Annotated in this window: 16 protein-coding genes; 3 read left to right on the top strand and 13 right to left on the bottom strand. The window is 63.0% G+C overall.

Annotated features, from left to right (window positions below; genetic code table 11):
- Positions 1 to 8 precede the first annotated feature (8 nt).
- Together GEOBRER4_RS05480 and GEOBRER4_RS05475 are read right to left on the bottom strand one after the other, a co-directional pair.
- Positions 9 to 824 carry a hypothetical protein gene (locus tag GEOBRER4_RS05480; protein WP_185244560.1) on the bottom strand — a complete coding sequence of 272 codons (816 nt, stop codon included), beginning with the start codon at positions 822 to 824 and terminating at the stop codon, positions 9 to 11.
- Positions 802 to 1,959, bottom strand: coding sequence for an acetoin utilization protein AcuC (locus tag GEOBRER4_RS05475; protein ID WP_185244559.1), 1,158 nt, complete (start codon positions 1,957 to 1,959; stop codon positions 802 to 804). Before GEOBRER4_RS05475 ends, GEOBRER4_RS05480 begins: the two co-directional genes overlap by 23 nt.
- A 237-nt stretch (positions 1,960 to 2,196) precedes the next feature.
- Between GEOBRER4_RS05475 and GEOBRER4_RS05470 the strand changes: the two genes are divergently transcribed.
- The 3 genes from GEOBRER4_RS05470 to GEOBRER4_RS05460 all read left to right on the top strand — a co-directional run bounded on the left by GEOBRER4_RS05470 (position 2,197) and on the right by GEOBRER4_RS05460 (position 5,012).
- A complete protein-coding gene (locus GEOBRER4_RS05470; protein WP_185244558.1) occupies positions 2,197 to 3,417 on the top strand; it encodes an ammonium transporter in 1,221 nt (406 codons plus the stop codon).
- A gap of 135 nt (positions 3,418 to 3,552) precedes the next feature.
- A complete protein-coding gene (locus tag GEOBRER4_RS05465; protein WP_185244557.1) occupies positions 3,553 to 4,404 on the top strand; it encodes a response regulator in 852 nt (283 codons plus the stop codon).
- A gap of 335 nt (positions 4,405 to 4,739) precedes the next feature.
- On the top strand, positions 4,740 to 5,012 hold the full coding sequence (locus GEOBRER4_RS05460) for a PilZ domain-containing protein (protein WP_085813470.1): 273 nt from the start codon (positions 4,740 to 4,742) through the stop codon (positions 5,010 to 5,012).
- A 57-nt stretch (positions 5,013 to 5,069) separates the two neighbouring features.
- On the opposite strand, the gene hypE is transcribed toward GEOBRER4_RS05460, so the two are convergent.
- The 11 genes from hypE to GEOBRER4_RS05405 form a co-directional block, all read right to left on the bottom strand.
- A complete protein-coding gene (gene hypE, locus GEOBRER4_RS05455; RefSeq protein WP_185244556.1) occupies positions 5,070 to 6,080 on the bottom strand; it encodes a hydrogenase expression/formation protein HypE in 1,011 nt (336 codons plus the stop codon).
- Positions 6,081 to 6,158: 78 nt separating this feature from the next.
- A complete protein-coding gene (hypD, locus tag GEOBRER4_RS05450) occupies positions 6,159 to 7,250 on the bottom strand; it encodes a hydrogenase formation protein HypD (RefSeq protein ID WP_185245287.1) in 1,092 nt (363 codons plus the stop codon).
- On the bottom strand, positions 7,250 to 7,480 hold the full coding sequence (locus tag GEOBRER4_RS05445; protein WP_085813472.1) for a HypC/HybG/HupF family hydrogenase formation chaperone: 231 nt from the start codon (positions 7,478 to 7,480) through the stop codon (positions 7,250 to 7,252). The genes hypD and GEOBRER4_RS05445 overlap by 1 nt, the downstream gene beginning before the upstream one ends.
- A 125-nt stretch (positions 7,481 to 7,605) precedes the next feature.
- Positions 7,606 to 9,882: a carbamoyltransferase HypF gene (gene hypF, locus GEOBRER4_RS05440; protein WP_185244555.1), complete on the bottom strand. Its 2,277-nt coding sequence runs from the start codon at positions 9,880 to 9,882 to the stop codon at positions 7,606 to 7,608.
- A gap of 7 nt (positions 9,883 to 9,889) precedes the next feature.
- Entirely contained in the window at positions 9,890 to 10,744 is an 855-nt protein-coding gene (gene hypB / locus GEOBRER4_RS05435; RefSeq protein ID WP_185244554.1) for a hydrogenase nickel incorporation protein HypB, read from the bottom strand.
- Between the two features lie 132 nt (positions 10,745 to 10,876).
- Positions 10,877 to 11,044: a twin-arginine translocase TatA/TatE family subunit gene (locus tag GEOBRER4_RS05430; RefSeq protein WP_185244553.1), complete on the bottom strand. Its 168-nt coding sequence runs from the start codon at positions 11,042 to 11,044 to the stop codon at positions 10,877 to 10,879.
- A 17-nt stretch (positions 11,045 to 11,061) separates the two neighbouring features.
- A complete protein-coding gene (locus tag GEOBRER4_RS05425) occupies positions 11,062 to 11,541 on the bottom strand; it encodes a HyaD/HybD family hydrogenase maturation endopeptidase (protein WP_185244552.1) in 480 nt (159 codons plus the stop codon).
- Between the two features lie 117 nt (positions 11,542 to 11,658).
- Entirely contained in the window at positions 11,659 to 13,338 is a 1,680-nt protein-coding gene (locus tag GEOBRER4_RS05420) for a nickel-dependent hydrogenase large subunit (protein WP_085813477.1), read from the bottom strand.
- Positions 13,339 to 13,374: 36 nt separating this feature from the next.
- A complete protein-coding gene (gene hybB / locus GEOBRER4_RS05415) occupies positions 13,375 to 14,715 on the bottom strand; it encodes a Ni/Fe-hydrogenase cytochrome b subunit (protein WP_185244551.1) in 1,341 nt (446 codons plus the stop codon).
- Positions 14,715 to 15,644: a hydrogenase 2 operon protein HybA gene (gene hybA, locus GEOBRER4_RS05410; RefSeq protein ID WP_185244550.1), complete on the bottom strand. Its 930-nt coding sequence runs from the start codon at positions 15,642 to 15,644 to the stop codon at positions 14,715 to 14,717. Before hybA ends, hybB begins: the two co-directional genes overlap by 1 nt.
- Positions 15,628 to 16,734, bottom strand: a complete 1,107-nt coding sequence (locus GEOBRER4_RS05405) for a hydrogenase small subunit (RefSeq protein WP_185244549.1) — start codon at positions 16,732 to 16,734, stop codon at positions 15,628 to 15,630. The genes hybA and GEOBRER4_RS05405 overlap by 17 nt, the downstream gene beginning before the upstream one ends.
- Positions 16,735 to 16,900: the final 166 nt, after the last annotated feature.

The following is a 16,900-nucleotide window of genomic DNA, read 5'->3' as shown; positions in this document are numbered from 1 at the left end:
TTCTCCTTCTAAAGTACCTGTGACTCGCGCCCCGGGAAGGTGTTCACCCCGGCATGCACGCCGATGCTCTTGTAGATCCTTACCCCGTCCCACGGCTCGTCCATGATCCCGTCGTGAATGGCCCAGCTCCGCCCCATGACGGTCTTCTCCATCCCGGGCCTGCGGAAGGGGGTGGAGCCGTCCAGACGCCGGTAAAGCACCCCGCCGGGCTGAAACCCCTCGTCGATCTCCTGCATCAGCCTTTTTCCCACCAGATAGTCGAAGCCGTATTTCTCGTAGCGGATCGCGTTGTCGTAGGTGAGCGGCTCGGCCATGATGAGGTCCATGCCGAGCCTCGCCGTGAAGAGCTCCAAAAGCGGCAGGAACTCCCCGAACATCCTCAGACCGCTGCGGGTCTGGTTGGGGAAGAGCCCCGCCACCATGGCCCTTTCTTCCTCGGCCAGGTTCCTCCCCATGGTGGCGAAGACGTTGTTGCGCCCCTGCGGGTCGAGATCGACGTCGAAGCGGGGGGCGGCCGGGTCGGCGATGACGCAGAAACAGAGCTCCATCTGCCCGTGATGGGTGTCGCAAAGCTCGAGGAAGAAGACGGGATCGGGGTCGCCGGGGGACCGCCTGGCCTGAAGCCGCACAAAGCGCAGCCCGTTAGGGGCGATGACCTCGACCGATCCTCCCCATTCCCTGAGCATCTGCTTCAGGCGCGCGGGGAGAAGCGACCGGTAGATCTCCTCCTTCTCGGGAGGGTCCAGCCGGTTTATGTCGTACAGGGAGAAAAGCTGGGTCCCCCCGCTCTCAAGCTTGAGTTCAGCTGCTCCGTCTAGTGCCATAGTCGCCGATGAGAACCGGGAAGATCTGTTCACGCAGGTAGGCGATGCTCTTCTCCACCGCGTCCAGCGCCCGGTTGCGGTCGTCCTCCTGGGCCCAGTGCATGGCGTCCAGGAGCATGCGGTGCGGGTAGCCAAGTTCCGAGATCAGTTTGACGAAGGCCGCGGGAAGCCGGGGCGAGAGCACCCGGTCGTTCATCACCCCCCAGGCGATGGTCCAGGCTCGGGCTACGTTCATCATGTCGTATCCCCCTCCCCCCACCGCCACCCACGGGATCTGCAGGGCGCGCAGCTTGCGCAATATATAAGAATAGGCGTGGGTGGTGACCTCGAGCCTGGTGAGCGGATCGGTCCTGAAGGTGTCGGCGCCGAGCTGGGTGAAGAGCACGTCGGGGTCGAAGGCCGCTATCAGCGGGAAGGCCACCTCGTCGAACGCTTTCATGAAGAGCGCGTCGTCAGTGTGGGCCAGAAGCGGTAGGTTCACCGAGTACCCAAGCCCCTCCCCCTCCCCCGCCTCGCGCTCGAAGCCGGTGCCGGGGAAGAAATAGACGCCGCTTTCATGCAGCGAGATGCACAAAACCCGGTCGCTCTGGTAGAAGGCGTTTTGCACCCCGTCGCCGTGGTGGGCGTCGAGGTCGAGGTAGACCACCCTTTTCCCCTGCTGCACCAGGTGATTTATGGCCACCACGGCATCGTTCAGATAGGAGAACCCCGAGGCGCGGCTTCTCTGGGCGTGGTGATAGCCGCCGAAGGGGTTGAAGGCGGCGGCGTACCCTTCCTCGGTCACCAGGCGCGCCGCCTCCATGGTGCCGGAGACCCCGAGGCAGGCCCAGTCATAGACCCCCGGAAAGACCGGGTTCTCCAGGTCCCCCAAGCCGAAGCGGAAGTCGGCTCTGGGCTCGGCGGAAGCGCTGAACTCCCGGAGCCGGTCCAGGTACTCGCGGCTGTGCGCCGTCAAAAGCTCAGACTCGCTGACAGGCCGAGGCCGCACCAACTCCATCCCCGGCAGCTCCAGAAGCCCGTAAGCCTCCATGAGGTCGTGGGCCAGGCGGTAGCGCTGCACCTTGAACGGGTGGTGCTCGCCGTAGCTGTAACCTGCGAGATCGGTGCAGGCGATGAGAGCGGTTTTGCGGGACAAGGCTACCTCCGGCCGAATAGGCGACAAATTTACCTGCTCGCTTCCGGCAGGTCAACCACTAATTCCTGCATAGCGCTTAGGCAGCTTCGCTCAATTACTAGGCAGCGTACGGCGGCGTCCGCGCCAGGGAGAAAGGAAGATCTCTCTGTTTCTAGATAGATACCGGTTTGGCAAAGTGCTTGCTACCTTTGGGCGCTTCCCCAGCGAAGGGGGGCACTTACCAACGGAGGTAGCCAAATGAACGGGATGTCAGCGGCGACGGGGCTGGCCAGCAGCAGCGATGTACTCTTCCTCATGCTCGGAGCGGTCATGGTTTTCGCCATGCACGCCGGCTTCGCCTTCCTTGAAGTGGGAACGGTGCGCCGAAAAAACCAGGTCAACGCCTTCGTCAAGATCCTCACCGACTGGTCCGTGTCGACAGTGGTCTACTTCCTGATCGGCTTCCCCATCGCCTACGGCATCAGCTTCCTGAAGCCGGTGAAGCAGATCCTCGGAGACAACCAGGGGTACGACATCACCCATTACTTTTTCCTGCTCTGCTTCGCGGCCTGCATTCCAGCCATCATCTCAGGCGGCATCGCCGAGCGCGCGAAGTTCTGGCCGCAGGTAACCGCAGGCGCCATCTTCGCCGGGATCACCTACCCGGTCTTCGAGTCCCTCATCTGGGGGCAGAGCAGCGCCGGCCTCCAGGGCTTCTTCAAGCAGGTCGGCGGCGCCGAGTTCCACGACTACGCAGGGTCCGTGGTGGTGCACTCGATCGGGGGATGGCTCGCGCTCCCGGCGATTCTCATCCTCGGCCCGCGCATGGGGCGCTACTTCAAGGGGAGGTCGCACCCGATCCCCGTCAGCAACATCCCTTTCCTGGCCCTGGGCTCCTGGATCCTCGCCGTCGGCTGGTTCGGCTTCAACGTGATGAGCGCCGGCCACCTGGAGAAGATCTCCGGCATCGTCGCCGTCAACTCGCTGATGGCCATGGTGGGCGGGGTGCTGGCGGCACTCGTCGCCGGCAGGAACGACCCCGGCTTCGTGCACAACGGCGCGCTGGCCGGCCTCATCGCCGTGTGTGCAGGCTCCGACCTGATGCACCCGATCTTCGCCTTCGTCACCGGCGCCATCGCCTCCGTCATCTTCGTCTACGGCTTCCACATCGAGCAGGAGAAGCTCAAGATCGACGACGTGCTCGGCGTCTGGCCGCTGCACGGGGTCATCGGCTCCTGGGGCGGCATAGCAGCCGGCATCTTCGGCCAGGAAGCTCTTGGAGGGATGGGCGGGGTCAGCTTCGTCTCCCAGGCCCTGGGGAGCCTCACCGCCATCGTCTTCGCTCTCTGCAACGGCTTCCTGATCTACGGCATCCTCTCCAAGACCGTCGGCATAAGGCTCGAGCAGGAGGACGAGTTCAGGGGTGCAGACCTCTCCATACACAGCATCGGCGCCTATCCCGAGGAGCACGTCCGGTAGCGGCTTCGCATTCAGAGCAAAAAAAAGGGGGTTCCGGTGCCGGAACCCCTTTTTTTGTTTTGAAATTTGCACGGAAGAATGTATTATCTCTCAGTGTTAACAAACTCTAATAACCCTTATAAGGCGTACTCTATCATGAAGATACCCTTGGGACAGATCCTGGTGCAGTCCGGCATCATCACGGTGAAGACACTGGAACGTGCCCTGGCCCGGCAAGAGGGATCCGGCAAACGGCTGGGGGCGATTCTCGAGGAGATGGGTGTGATCACCCCGGAAGAGCTGCTCGAAGCCCTGGCACAGCAGTCGGGGATGGAGATGGTGAAGAGGATCACCGCGCAAAACGTACCCGGCGAGCTCCTCGAACTGGTACCCGGCGAAATCGCCATCAACAAGCTGGTCTTCCCGCTGAACCGGCAGGAGGGGGTGCTGGCCATCGCCGTGAGCGACCCCATCGACGAAGAAACCCTTGGCCTTTTGGAAAGGCATAGTTGCAACAAGATCGTGCAGGTGCTGGCCGCCCGTGAAGAAATCCTGGGCGCGGTCAAGCAGCATTACCTCCGGAACGAGGCAGCTGACAACGTCTCCTTGAAGATCCTCCTGATCGACGACAGCACAGGCATGAGCTGCGACGTCGAGGGTGCCCTGAAAAACGAGGGGTATCAGGTATATACGGCACGCGACGGGGTTGAGGGGCTGAAGATCGCCTTTTCGCAGAGACCGGACCTGATCCTTTGCGACGCAGGAGCCCCCAAGATGGACGGCTACGCCTTGATGCGCGCCATCAAGGCCAACCCGGCCAGCGCCGGGACTCCCATGATCCTTTTGACCTCGAAAGCCTCGCCGGAGGAGGAGCACCGTGCGCTGAAGGCGGGCTTCCACGACTTCATAGCCAAACCGATGATGACCATCCGCGTGGTTTCCCGCGTCAAACGTGCCTTCCAGATTTTGGACAAGGGGAAAGAGCAGCAGGCAGCGGCTTCGCTGTGACCTCTGGCGACGACTCGGGCTGATCCGGCCCCGCAGCCGGTGCGCCGGGCTCCCTGCCGCTGCCCTCTCCACCTTTTCCGGCCGCCCCCCCAGTTACTATAGGACACATATCACCCCGTCCCAGGCGCCCCGCCGTCCCTCCTCCAGCACTCCCATTAGATCCTCTTCACATGAAAATCCAAAGGTCGAAGTAAACGACTGGGACGGTGCGATCCCTCCTCCCTTTATTTACAGAAGTTTTCTCGAACTTTGTTGCAATCGAAAAAGATTAGACTAGACTAACATTTGTAAAAAATACAAGGTCAGAAAAAATTAATGAGGGAAAAGGAGGGGCGATGTACAAGGAAAAAAGAAACTTCGCCAGATTGGCCTTACACGCAAAAGCCAACATCCATCAAGATGATCTGACCATCGAGGGGGAAGTGGAGAACCTCAGCATGAAGGGGGTTTTCGTTACCGTGGCAAAGAAGCTGGAGCTGAACGATTACGTCGCGGTCACCATCTATCACACCCTCACCCCGCAGGTATTGTGCGACCTGAGGGCCAAAGTGGTCAGGGTTACCGATAAAGGGATGGGGCTGCAGTTTGAGAAGACCCTCCTGGATTGACCTGGATCCGAGCCAGTCACCTGAACGGGGAGTGGCACGGATCCGCCGGGCGCGACCTCAGCAGATGCGGGGCAGCTGCTCTCCGGCGAGCATCTCCACTCCCCTCACCCCACCCACCGCAGTCTCCATCACCACCCGGCCGGCCGATGCTTCGGTCACCTCGCCTATGACAGCGGCATCCTTGCCCAGCGGGTGGCGCCGCATGATGGCCAGCGCCTCCTCGGCCCGCTCCGGCGCGACCAGGGCCAGCAGTTTCCCCTCGTTCGCGACGTAAAGCGGATCCAGCCCGAGTATCGAACAGACCCCCCTCACCCCCGGATTGATCGGCAGGCTTTCCTCGCTGAGCTTCACGGTCACCCCGGATTGCAGCGCTATCTCCTTGAGCGTCGTCGCCACCCCTCCCCTTGTCGGGTCTCGCAGCACGTGGAGCGCCTCCCCCAGCGGGAGGAGTTCGGCGACCAGGCCGTTCAGCGGTGCGGAATCGCTCTTGATGCCGCTGTCGATCTCCAGCCCCTCGCGGGCGGAGAGGACCGCGATGCCGTGGTCTCCGATGCAGCCGTTGACGATGACCTTGTCACCCACGCACGCTGCGGCGCCGTTGATGGCCAGGTTGTGCTCCAGGGCCCCGATGCCGGAGGTGTTGATGAAGATGCGGTCCCCCTTTCCCCTGGGGACCACCTTGGTGTCGCCGGTCACGATGGCGACCCCAGCAGCGTCGGCGGCCTCCCTCATCGAGGTGACGATGCGGGCCAGTTCGCTCTTAAGGAACCCCTCCTCCAGGATGAAGCCGACGCTCAGGCAAAGCGGGCGCGCCCCCATCATGGCGAGGTCGTTCACCGTACCGTTCACCGCGAGATCGCCGATGTTTCCGCCCGGAAAGAAGATGGGGTCGACCACGTACGAGTCGGTGGTGAAGGCGAGTTTGACGCCGCCGATATTGAGCAGGGCCGCGTCGTTTTGTCCCGCAGCCGGGACCCCGGAAAGGTTAGGGATGATCAGCTCGTCCAGAAGCTGGTGGGAAAGCTTCCCGCCGCTGCCGTGTCCCAAGAGGATGAGGTCGTCGTTCAATGCGTGCTCCTTATAATTGTCGGACCAGTCTGACTGGTCTGACTGGTCTCACCTGTCCGACTGGCTTCGTCGGTGTCTTTAGCGTCCGTACTTGAAGGCGGCGGCGCAGGTCCCCTCGGATGAGACCATGCAGGCGCCTACCGGCGACTCGGGGGTGCACTTGCCGCCGAAGAGCGGGCAGTCCCCGGGCGCCACCTTACCCTTGAGGATCTCCCCGCAAAGGCAACCCTGGTGCTCCTTCAACTCCTCCACCTGCACCGGGATGGCAAGCTCGGCGTCGAACTCACTGTAGGCGTCGGCGATCCTGAGACCGCTTCCGGGGAGGACGCCGATGCCGCGCCACGGCGCGTCGAAGGGGGTGAACACCTCCGCCAGCACGCCCTGCGCCTTGGCGTTTCCCTCCCGGCTGACCACTCGGGAATACTGGATCTCCACCCGGCTCTCCCCTTGCAGCGCCTGGCGCGCCAGCATCTCCACCCCCTGCATCACGTCGGTCGGCTCGAACCCCGTGACCACGCAGGGGACTTGGTACTCGGTGCAGAGGAAGCGGTAGGCGTCAGCCCCGATGATGGCGCTGACGTGGGCCGGACAGATGTAGCCGTCCACCGAGAGATCGGGGTCGGCCGACAGGATCGCCATCGGCTGCGGCATGGTCTTGTGCGAGGCGAGCACGAAGTAGTTGGAGAGCCCTTGCGCCTTGGCGGCGAGGATGCTCCCCGCAACGGTGGGCGCTGTGGTCTCGAACCCCACCCCCAGAAAGACCACACGTTTCGCCGGGTTGGCAGCGGCAATCCGCACCGCGTCCAGCGGCGAATAGACGACACGGATATCAGCACCCTTGGCGCGCTCCACCATCAGCGAGGAAGTGGACCCTGGGACCCGTAGCATGTCGCCGAAGGTGGTGATGATGACGTCAGGTAGCCGGCTCAGGGCGATGGCCCGGTCCAGGTAGCCGTTGGGGGTGACGCAGACGGGGCAGCCGGGCCCGGAGATGAGCTTCACCTCCGGCGGCAGCAGGCTCCTCAAGCCGTACTGGTAGATCGCCATGGTATGCGTGCCGCAGACCTCCATGAACACCAGAGGCTTCTCCCGCCCGCGGACAAGCTCGGCGATGCGCCGCGCGAGCCCCTGCACCAGCTCCTTGTCGCGAAAACTGTCCAGGTAGTTCATCATCCCATGAGCTCCGGCGCGAAAGCCTCCCGCATCAGCTCCAAGGTGGCTTTCGCGTCCTCCTCGTCCAGCTTCGAGATGGCGAAGCCGGCATGGACGATGACGAAATCACCCACCTTGACCTCCTGGTCCAGCAGCATGAGGCTCGCCTCGCGCTTTACCCCGTCGACCTCGGTGAGCGCCTGGTCGCCTTCGATACTGATCACCTGCATGGGTACACCGACACACATAAAAGCTCCTTCGCTTCGCTCAGTCGCAGATTAAGATTGAGATTAAGATTAAGACTTCTCCCCTCTCCTTTTGGGAGAGGGTGGCCGGAGGCCGGGTGAGGGCGACGCCACGGGAACCGGCCTTCCTAGCCCCGCGCCTGCATCGCCCCTGCTATCGCCGCCTGCCCGAGAGCGAGCCCCCCGTCGTTCGGGGGGACCAGACGGTGACAGTAGACCTGGAAGCCTTCGTCTGCCAGCAGGTCCGCCACCTCTTCGGTCAGGAGCCGGTTCTGGAATACCCCGCCGGAGAGCACCACCCTCACGTAGCCGGTCTCCTGCTTAAGCCTCCGGCAGACCTCAAGGACGCCGCGGGCAACGGTGCGGTGAAAAGCGCGCGCGATGTCGGCGCGGCTCCTCCCACCGGCAAGGTCGGCGCAGATGGCGGCAACGGCGGGTGCGAAATCAAGTACCTGCCCCCACTCTTCCAAAACCCGGTACGGGTAAGGCTCCACCTCCCCCCCCTGTTCGGCCAGGGCCTCAAGCTCTATGGCCGCCTGACCCTCGTAGCTGATGCGGCGGCGCACACCGATGAGGGCGGAGACCGCATCGAAGAGCCGGCCGCAGCTCGAGGTGAGCGGGGAGTTGATCCCCTTCTCCAGCATCTTCAGGAAAAGCGGCCGGTCGGCCAGCGCCACCTCGGAGACAACCGGCAGCGGCTGATCGAAAAGACGGTCGCCGTGCAGGGAGTAAAGCGCCGAGAGCGCCATGCGGTACGGCTCCTTTACGGCGGCGTCCCCCCCCGGCATCCTCATCTGGGCGAAGTGCCCACGCCTTTGGAAGGCGCGATACCCCCCCACGAGGAACTCACCTCCCCAGATGGTGCCGTCGGCCCCGTAGCCGGTCCCGTCCAGGATGACACCGATGACGTCCCCCTCCAGCCCGTTCTCCGCCATACAGGAGGCCATGTGGGCGTGGTGGTGCTGCACCGCCACGGCCGGAAGCCCGAGAGCAGCGGCGTAGCCGGTGGAGAGGTAGTCCGGGTGCAGGTCATGGGCCACCAGCGCAGGAGTAATCTCCAGCAGGCGCTGCAAATCCGACGCGCTCTGCTCCAGCGATGCCAAGGTCGCCGCGTTCTTGAGATCGCCGATATGCTGGCTCATGAACGCGCGGTCCCCGCGGGTGAGGCAAAGCGTCGCTTTCAGTTCGCCCCCAACTGCCAGAACGCTTGGCTGCTCGGTCGGCAGTTGCACGGCGCGCGGCACGTAGCCGCGCGAGCGGCGCAGGAAAAGCGGCTCGCCCCGGTAGAGGCGGAGCACGGAGTCGTCGGTGCGGGTATGGATCTCCCGGTGGTGGGTGAGGAAAAGGTCCGCAATGCCGGAAAGCATCTCAAGGGCCTCTGCGTCCCGGTAGGCGATCGGCTCGTCTGAGAGGTTGCAGCTGGTCATCACCAAGGGGGCGTCGAAGCCTCTGGCCAGCAGGTGCTGCAGCGGGTTTCCAGGCAGCATGAACCCGAACCAGCCGTTGCCCGGTGCGACGAGTTCGTTGATGGACGTGCCGGCAAGCTTCCTCATCAGCACGATGGGGCGCTCCACCCCGAGCAGCAGCCGTCCTTCCAGTTCTGAGCAGTGGGCGTGGCGGCTCACCGCGCCTAGGTCGGCGGCCAGCATTGCAAAGGGCTTTTCATCGCGCCTTTTGCGCTGCCTGAGCCTCTCCAGCGCCGCCTGGTTGGTCGCGTCCACCGCGAGGTGGTATCCGCCTACCCCTTTCACCGCGACGATCTTCCCTTGGGAAAGCGCCTCCAGCGTCCGTTTAAGCGCATCTCCACTGACCTTGGCGCCGCTTGGCTCCATGAGGGTCAGGCACGGGCCGCAGACCGGGCAGGCGTTGGGCTGCGCGTGGAAGCGCCGGTTGCCGGGATCGTGGTATTCGGCGAGACAGTCGTCGCACATGGCGAAGCCTGCCATGGTGGTGGCGGGGCGGTCGTAGGGGATGCCTGTGATGATGGAGTAGCGCGGGCCGCAGTTGGTGCAGTTGATGAACGGGTAGCCGTAGCGGCGGTTATCGGGGTCGAAGAGTTCGGCGAGGCAGTCGTCGCAGACGTCGCAATCAGGGGAGACCTCGCCCCCGGCGGCGCTCCTGGCGCTCTCCAGGATGGCGAACCCTTTTCCCCCTGTGGCTGGGACCGGCTGCGCGCGCAGCTGGCAGATCACCGCCAAAGGGGGCGCCTCGTCGCGCACGGCGCGGCGGAACTCGTCGAGTTGCAGGGCTTCCCCCTCGACCTCTATCTCTACCCCCTGCCCTGTGTTGCGCACCCACCCGGAGAGGCCGAGGCGAAGGGCGAGCCGGTAGACGAAGGGGCGGAAACCCACCCCCTGCACTATGCCGCCGATCTCGATGGCGGCACGCACCGTTTCGCTCTGCACGGCGCCGTCACGCTCCAGGGGAGCCCCCGGCTGCCTGCTCCATCTGTTCTTTCAGCCAACCGTACCAGGCGTCCATCCCGGCCCCGGTCTTGCTGGAGACCTCGAAGATCCTGATCTGGGGCGACACCCGCCGCGCCATCTCCTTGCACGCCTCGACGTCGAAATCGAGATAAGGAAGGAGATCGACCTTGTTGAGGAGCATCACGTCCGCCGCATGGAACATCTGAGGGTACTTGAGCGGCTTGTCCTCACCTTCGGTCACGCTCAACACCACCACCTTGTGGTGCTCGCCCAGATCGAAGGAAGCGGGGCAGACCAGGTTGCCGACGTTCTCGATCAGCAAGAGGTCCAGGCGGTCCAGGTCGAAGTGCTCCACGGCGTGCAGTACCATGTGCGCGTCGAGGTGGCAGCCAGCCCCCGTATTCACCTGCTTTACCGGGACCCCGGTAGCGGCGATCCTCACCGCGTCGTTGTCCGTCTGCTGGTCCCCTTCGATCACCGCGGGGCGGCAGGAGCCGGCGAGATCCTTCAGGGTCCGCTCCAGGATGGTTGTCTTGCCGGACCCGGGAGAGCTGACCAGATTCAGCACGAAGAGCCCCTTGTCGCGGAAGAGCGCCCGGTTCCCCTGCGCCATGCGGTTGTTCTTGGCGAGGACATCGGTCTCTATCACCACTTTCCTGGCGGGCTGCGCCTGGTCATGGTGGTGATGATGGTGCTTGTGCCCGTGATCACGGCTGTGGCCGTGGTCATGGTCGTGCCCATGGTGGTGGTCATGGCCGTGGTGGTGCTCGTGGTCGTGCTCATGATCATGGTCATGGGCGTGTTTGCCGTCAGCCGGGCCGCACCCGCAGTCTACACACATATTAGTCGAACCTCCATACCTGGCTCATGAGCTTTGATTCTACAGAGCAGCAAGTATACCTGAAAAGCTCGGCATGGGGAGCATAAAGCGCCGCTTCCCACTCCGCTGGGACAAGCGCCGGTCGCGCCCCCCTTACCTCTTTTCTTCTATCTTCACGCTATCGTCACTGTTCAGGGCTTTCTTGAATCCCCTGATGCTGCTCCCGAGCGCCTGGCCGAACTGCGGCAGTTTCGACGGTCCTGCGACGACCAGCAGTATCGCCGCCACGATGCAAAGTTCCGGTAACCCGAATCCGAACATATCCTTCTCCTTGGGCGCTATTTGCGCTCGATCTGTATTCCTACTTTGTCCAGCTCCTCGATCACCAGCTGAGCTACCTTCTCCAGCCCAGCCTGGAGCGGCGGGGTGAGCTGGTCGCCGGGCTCCAGCGAGCCGGCGACGATGCCAAAGAAGGTGAGATCCGGCTTCGGCGCGTCGCGCATCTCGGAGATCAGCAGCATCTCCTGGAGGCCGATCTGGTGCGGGGACATCTTCACCGGGATGTTCTTCAGCATGATGTCTTCGCGTTCGTAGCGGAAGATGTCGCCCGGCTCACCCTCCGCCTGGACCACGTCCACCAGGATGACCCTGTCGGCCTCCTCGAACTTGAAGTGCACCATGATCCCCAGGGTGCCGCCGTCGTAGAGTTCGACGTTCTCCGGTATCCGGTACGTCTCTTCCATATGCCTGACGAAATGGACGCCGAACCCCTCATCGGAAAGGATGAGGTTCCCGGCGCCGTAGATAAGAACCTGCATGTTTTCTCCTAAAGGCGGGGCTAGGGGCTGGGGATCAGGGGCTAGCAAAAGCGGGATAGTCTTCTCTCTCCCGCCGTTCTGCCAGCCCCCAGCTCCCCAGTCCCTAGCCCCTGTTTTTTACAGCACCTTCACCTTGGTGATTTCCTTCCCTTCGGGATCCACCGTGTGCACGGCGCAGGCGATGCAGGGGTCGAAGGAGTGGATGGTCCTCAGGACCTCAAGCGGCTTGCTGCTGTCCGCGATGGGGTTGCCGACGAGCGACGCCTCGTAGGGGCCGAGTTCCCCCTTGTCGTTTCTGGGAGCGGCGTTCCAGGTGGAGGGAACGACCGCCTGGTAGTTCTCGATCTTCTTGTCCTTGATGACGATCCAGTGGCTCAGGGTGCCGCGCGGCGCCTCGTGGAAGCCCACCCCGCGGTACTCCCCTTTGGGGATCTCGGTGTGGTTCGCGTAGCTCTGGTCGCCGGTGGCGATGTTGGCGATCAGCTTGTCCAGGTTCTCCAGCGCGATGTCGGCCATGATGTGGGCGCGCGCGCCGCGGCAGTAAAGGCGCCCCATGGTGGAATGGATGTCCTTCATTGAGAGGCCCAGGGTGGAGACTGCGCCGTCGACGAGTTTCTTCACCTTCGGGTTACCCGCGGCGTAGGCGGCCATGATCTGGGCCGGGGGGCCTACCTGCACCGGCTTTCCGTCGAGGGTCGGCGCCTTGCACCAGGAGTACTTGCCGTTTTCCTTGAAGTCGGTGTAGTCGGGCTTCGTCTCCCCTTCCCAGGGGTGCAGCGTGCCGTTACCCTCGTACCAGGCGTGGGTGACGTTCTCCTTGATGTTCTTGATCAGGTACTCGTCGCGGTGGTCCTTGACCGGCCTTATCCCGGCGATGTTCCCCGCCATGACGACCCCGCCGGGGAGCGAGAACTTGCTGTTCTTCGAGTCTTCCGGGAACTCGGGGACCGCCATGTAGTTGGTGACCCCTGCCCCGTACTTGAACCAATCCTTGTAGGCGCCGGCAATGGCGAGAAGGTCCGGGTAGTACACCTTCTGCACGAAGTCGCGGGTCTCTTCCATCAGGGTACGGAGGTAGATGAGGCGCTCCATGTTCAGGGTGGCGATGTTCTCGGTGTTGATCGCGGTGGCTACGCCCCCCACCACCAGGTTCTGGATGTGCGGGTTCTTCCCACCCAGGATGGCGGTTGCCTGAGACGCCTTTCTCTGGTAGTCGAGCGCCTTCAGGTAGTGCGCCACCGCCATCAGGTTCACCTCGGGGGAGAGCTTCATGGCCGGATGCCCCCAGTAGCCGGAGGCGAAGATGCCGAGTTTGCCGCCGGCGACGAAGGCCTTCAGCTTGTCCTGGACCGCCTTGAACTCCTTCTCGGAGTTCCCCGGCCAGTCGGAGATGCTCTGTGCGATCTGCGCGGTCTTCTTGGGGTCGGCCTTGAGCGCCGAGACGATGTCGACCCAGTCGAGAGCCGAGAGGTGGTAGAAGTGGACGATGTGGTCCTGCACCGAGTGCTGGGCGATCATGATGTTGCGGATGTACTGGGCGTTTACCGGCACCTCGACGTTCAGGGCGTGCTCTACGGCGCGGATCGAGGAGATGGCGTGCACCGTGGTGCAGACGCCGCAAAAGCGCTGCACGAAGCTCCAGGCATCCTCCGGGGCGCGCCCCTTGAGGATGACCTCTATGCCGCGCCACATCTGGGCCGAAGACCAGGCGTTGGTGACCTTGCCGCCGTTGGCTTCGACGTCTATCCTGAGGTGCCCTTCGATGCGGGTGATGGGATCAAGCGTGATTCTAGACATTTATTTCCTCCAAAAGCTGAATTGAATTAATAGGGTTCAGTGCGCTTCGACCGGCGCGTGCTGGACCTCGATAGAGGCTTTCTTCCCCTTTTGGGCCGCCGCCTTTTTCGCCGGGGCGTGCCCGCCGCCGTGGGCAGAGGTGTTGGGAAGCACCGGGAAGAGTGCCACGAACACCTTGTACCCCAGCACCTCCAGCGCCACGATGCCGACCGTGATCATGACCTCGGCGAAGGAGGGGAAGTACCTCCACCCCTGCCCCGGGTTGAAGCCGATCAGGTAGACGTTGAAGCGGTAGAGCGCTCCCCCAAGGACGATCAGCGAGGCGCTGGTGAAGAGCCAGCGCGGCGACTTCCTCAGTTTCTTGAAGAAAAGGAGCAGCGAGCCGCTCGCCACCAGCAGGAACTCGGTCATGAACCAGCCGGAGTAGAAGTCCCCCTTGAGGGCGGCGCCGATCTGGCCGCGGTAGGCCAGGTCCCCGATCACGACGCTGAGCCAGATCACGGTGACGAAAGGGATCAAGGCGGCCAAGCCCGAAAGCTCCTCGGTCTCGAAGGGCCTTCTGAAGGAGTAGCTGGAGATGATGGACTCCAGGATCGCTATGGCGTAACCGATGAAGACGCAGTTCAACAGGAACAGAAGCGGCAGGAAGCCCGTGTGCCAGAGCGGGTGCAGCTTGGTCGAGGCGATGAGGAGCAGGCTTCCCAAGGACGACTGGTGCATGGTCGGGAGCGTGATGCCGAGCACGATGAAGAAGATGAGGACTTTGTTCAGGCGCGGCTTGAGCCAGATGGCCCCCAGGCGCACCATCTCCAGCTTGTCCTGCATGCTCTTCTGGTCCGGGGCGATTTTCGGGTGCAGCCAGTTTCTGACCGCGTTCATCCGCTCCCACTTGCTCTGCTCGATGGAGGTCAGGATGGCCGGGAGGAATTCCAGGATCAGGACCGTGGAATAAGCCATGACGCAGAGCGCCACCTCGAACATGGCGGAGTTCGCCTGCCACTTGCTCGGGATGAAGAAGTTGTAGGCGTTCCAGGGGCGCCCGAGGTCCACCATGACCGAGAAGCCGGCCAGGCCGTAGCCGAACATGGAGGTGAGGATCGCCGAACGGATCATTGGGTGGTACTGCATCCGGTTCCGGATGTAGACCAGGATCGCGACCGCGTAGCCGCCGCAGGCGATGGCGGTGCCGGTGGCGACGTCGTAGGTGATCCAGATCCCCCAGGGGTAGCCGTCGCTCATGTTGGAGACCGCGCCGATCCCCTTCACGTAGCGCACCCCGACGAAGTAGAAGCCAAGCAGCACAACAGACAGGAGGATGAAGAAGGACTTGGTAAAGATCTTGCCTTCAAGTTTCTGGTATTCTTCAGGGTTTCCCATTACTTCTCCTCCTTATTATGATCGTGGCCGTCGTGCCCCTGGTGCTTCTTCATGTTCTTCACCGCGATGAAGCAAAGGGTGCTGTAGAGCGCGACCGGGGCGATGAACCCCTTATAGATAGTGTGCTGGATCTTCTCGGAGAACTCGGCCGGCGCCTCGGGCTTGATGTCGGGAAGCCCCAGCTTGTTGAACGGCATGCTGGCCAGGTAGAGGTGGTTCGTCCCCCCTCCCTCGTGCTCGCCGTAGACGTGCGGCAGGTACCGGTCCGGGGTATCCTTGAGCCTTTGGTGCGCCTCGGCAAGGAGATCCTTTCTCTTGCCGAACTTGATGGCCCCGACCGGGCAGACCTCGGCGCAGGCGGAGATCCCCTTCTCGCGCAGGTTGGTCGCCTTGCAGAGGTCGCATTTGACGATCTGCGGCAGCGCCTTCTCCCACTGGAACTTCGGGATGTTATAGGGGCAGGCAATCTGGCAGTAACGGCAGCCGATGCAGGTGTTCTTGTTGTAGTCGACGATGCCGGAGACCTTCTCCTTGGTCATGGCGGAAACCGGGCAGACCGAGACGCAGGAAGGCTTCTGGCAGTGCATGCAGGAGTACTTGACGTAGCTCCAGCGCTGCTCGCTCTCCTTGAAGAGCTTGATCAGGGTCCGGGTGGAACCGGAGAGATCGCTCGGGGCGTCCCAGAGCCCGTCGCTGTCGAACTTGGCCTTTTCGTAGGAGAGGGAGCCGTAGTCGCTGTTCACCCTCTTGCAGGAGGCCATGCACGCCTTGCAACCGACGCACTTGGTGGCGTCGTAGAGCATCCCCAGTTCCTCGTTGTTGATCTGGGTCCCCTCGTTGGCGAGCGCGCTCCCGGCGCCGCAGGCCAAGAGCCCCGCCCCGGTCGCTCCCGCCAGCTTCAGGAAGTCGCGTCTACTCGGATTTTTCATCGCCACCCTCCTGCGTGTTGCCCGGAAGCTTCTTGGCGAGCATGGCGCCCGCGCCAAGGGCCGCGCCTGCGGCAAGCCCCACGAAGCCGGTGGTGAGCGGATCCGGTCCCTTCCCCTTCTCCTTCAGGTCGACCGGCGCGTAGCTGTCGAACGGGGTGGGCTCGTGGATCTGCACCTTCTCGGCGATGGCGGTCTTGAACAGGATGTCAGGCTCAGTGCAGCCGATGCAGGGGTGCCCGATGGATACCGGCCACGCCCCGACGTCGTTGAAGCGCTGGACGGAGCAGTTGGCGCTGGTCGCGGGCCCCTTGCACCCCAGCTTGTACAGGCAGTACCCCTGGGCATGGGTTGGGTCGCCGTAGGCCTTGGCGAAGCGGCCGGCGTCGAAGTGCGGGCGCCTTTCGCAATGCTCGTGGATCTTCCGGCCGTAGGCGAACTTCGGGCGCCCCAGGTTGTCCAGCTCGGGGAGCTTCTTGAAGGTCAGGTAGTAGAGCACGGTGGAAAGGAAGTTGTAGGGGTTGGGGGGGCAGCCCGGGATGTTGATCACCGGCTTGTCCTTGACGATGTCCCTGACGCCTACCGCACCGGTGGGGTTCGGGGCCACGGACTGGATGCCGCCGTAGGAGGCGCAGGTCCCGATGCTGATGATGGCGGCAGCCCCCTTGGCCGCCTCCTGCAGCGATTCCATGGCGGTCTTGCCGGAAACCTTGCAGAAGATCCCGTTCTGCTTGGTGGGGATGGCCCCCTCGACCACCAGGATGTACTTACCCTGGTTCTCCTTCATCGAGTCGTGCAGCGACTTCTCGGCCTGGTGCCCGGCGCCTACCATCAGCGTCTCGTGGTAGTCCAGCGAGATCATGTCCAGTATCAGCGTGGAAATGGTCGGATGGCTCGAGCGCAGAAGCGATTCGGAACAGCCGGTGCACTCCTGGAAATGGAGCCAGATCACCGCCGGGTTGCCGTTTTTCTCGATCGCCTCGACAACCTGCGTATGCATGGCGAAGGGAAGCCCCATCATGGCCGTCGCGGTGACGCAGGCCTTCATGAAACTCCTCCGGGTTACCCCCTCGCAGAACATCTCTTCTTTCATAACACCCCTCCCTCGGAATAAATCACAAAAACCGCACGTATACGGCAACACCCGTGCCAATCCCGTAAACAAAATCCGAGCGCGAAAGATGCTGAATTTACAGGAACAAAAAAAGCGGCCACCGTGGGGTCATCCCGACGGTGCCGCTTTTGTCCCAATTTGCCTG

It is taken from the genome of Citrifermentans bremense, assembly GCF_014218275.1.
Taxonomy (GTDB): domain Bacteria; phylum Desulfobacterota; class Desulfuromonadia; order Geobacterales; family Geobacteraceae; genus Geomonas; species Geomonas pelophila.
The sequence above is the reverse complement of the archived record's forward strand: the minus strand, read 5'-3'. Positions and strand labels throughout refer to the sequence as shown.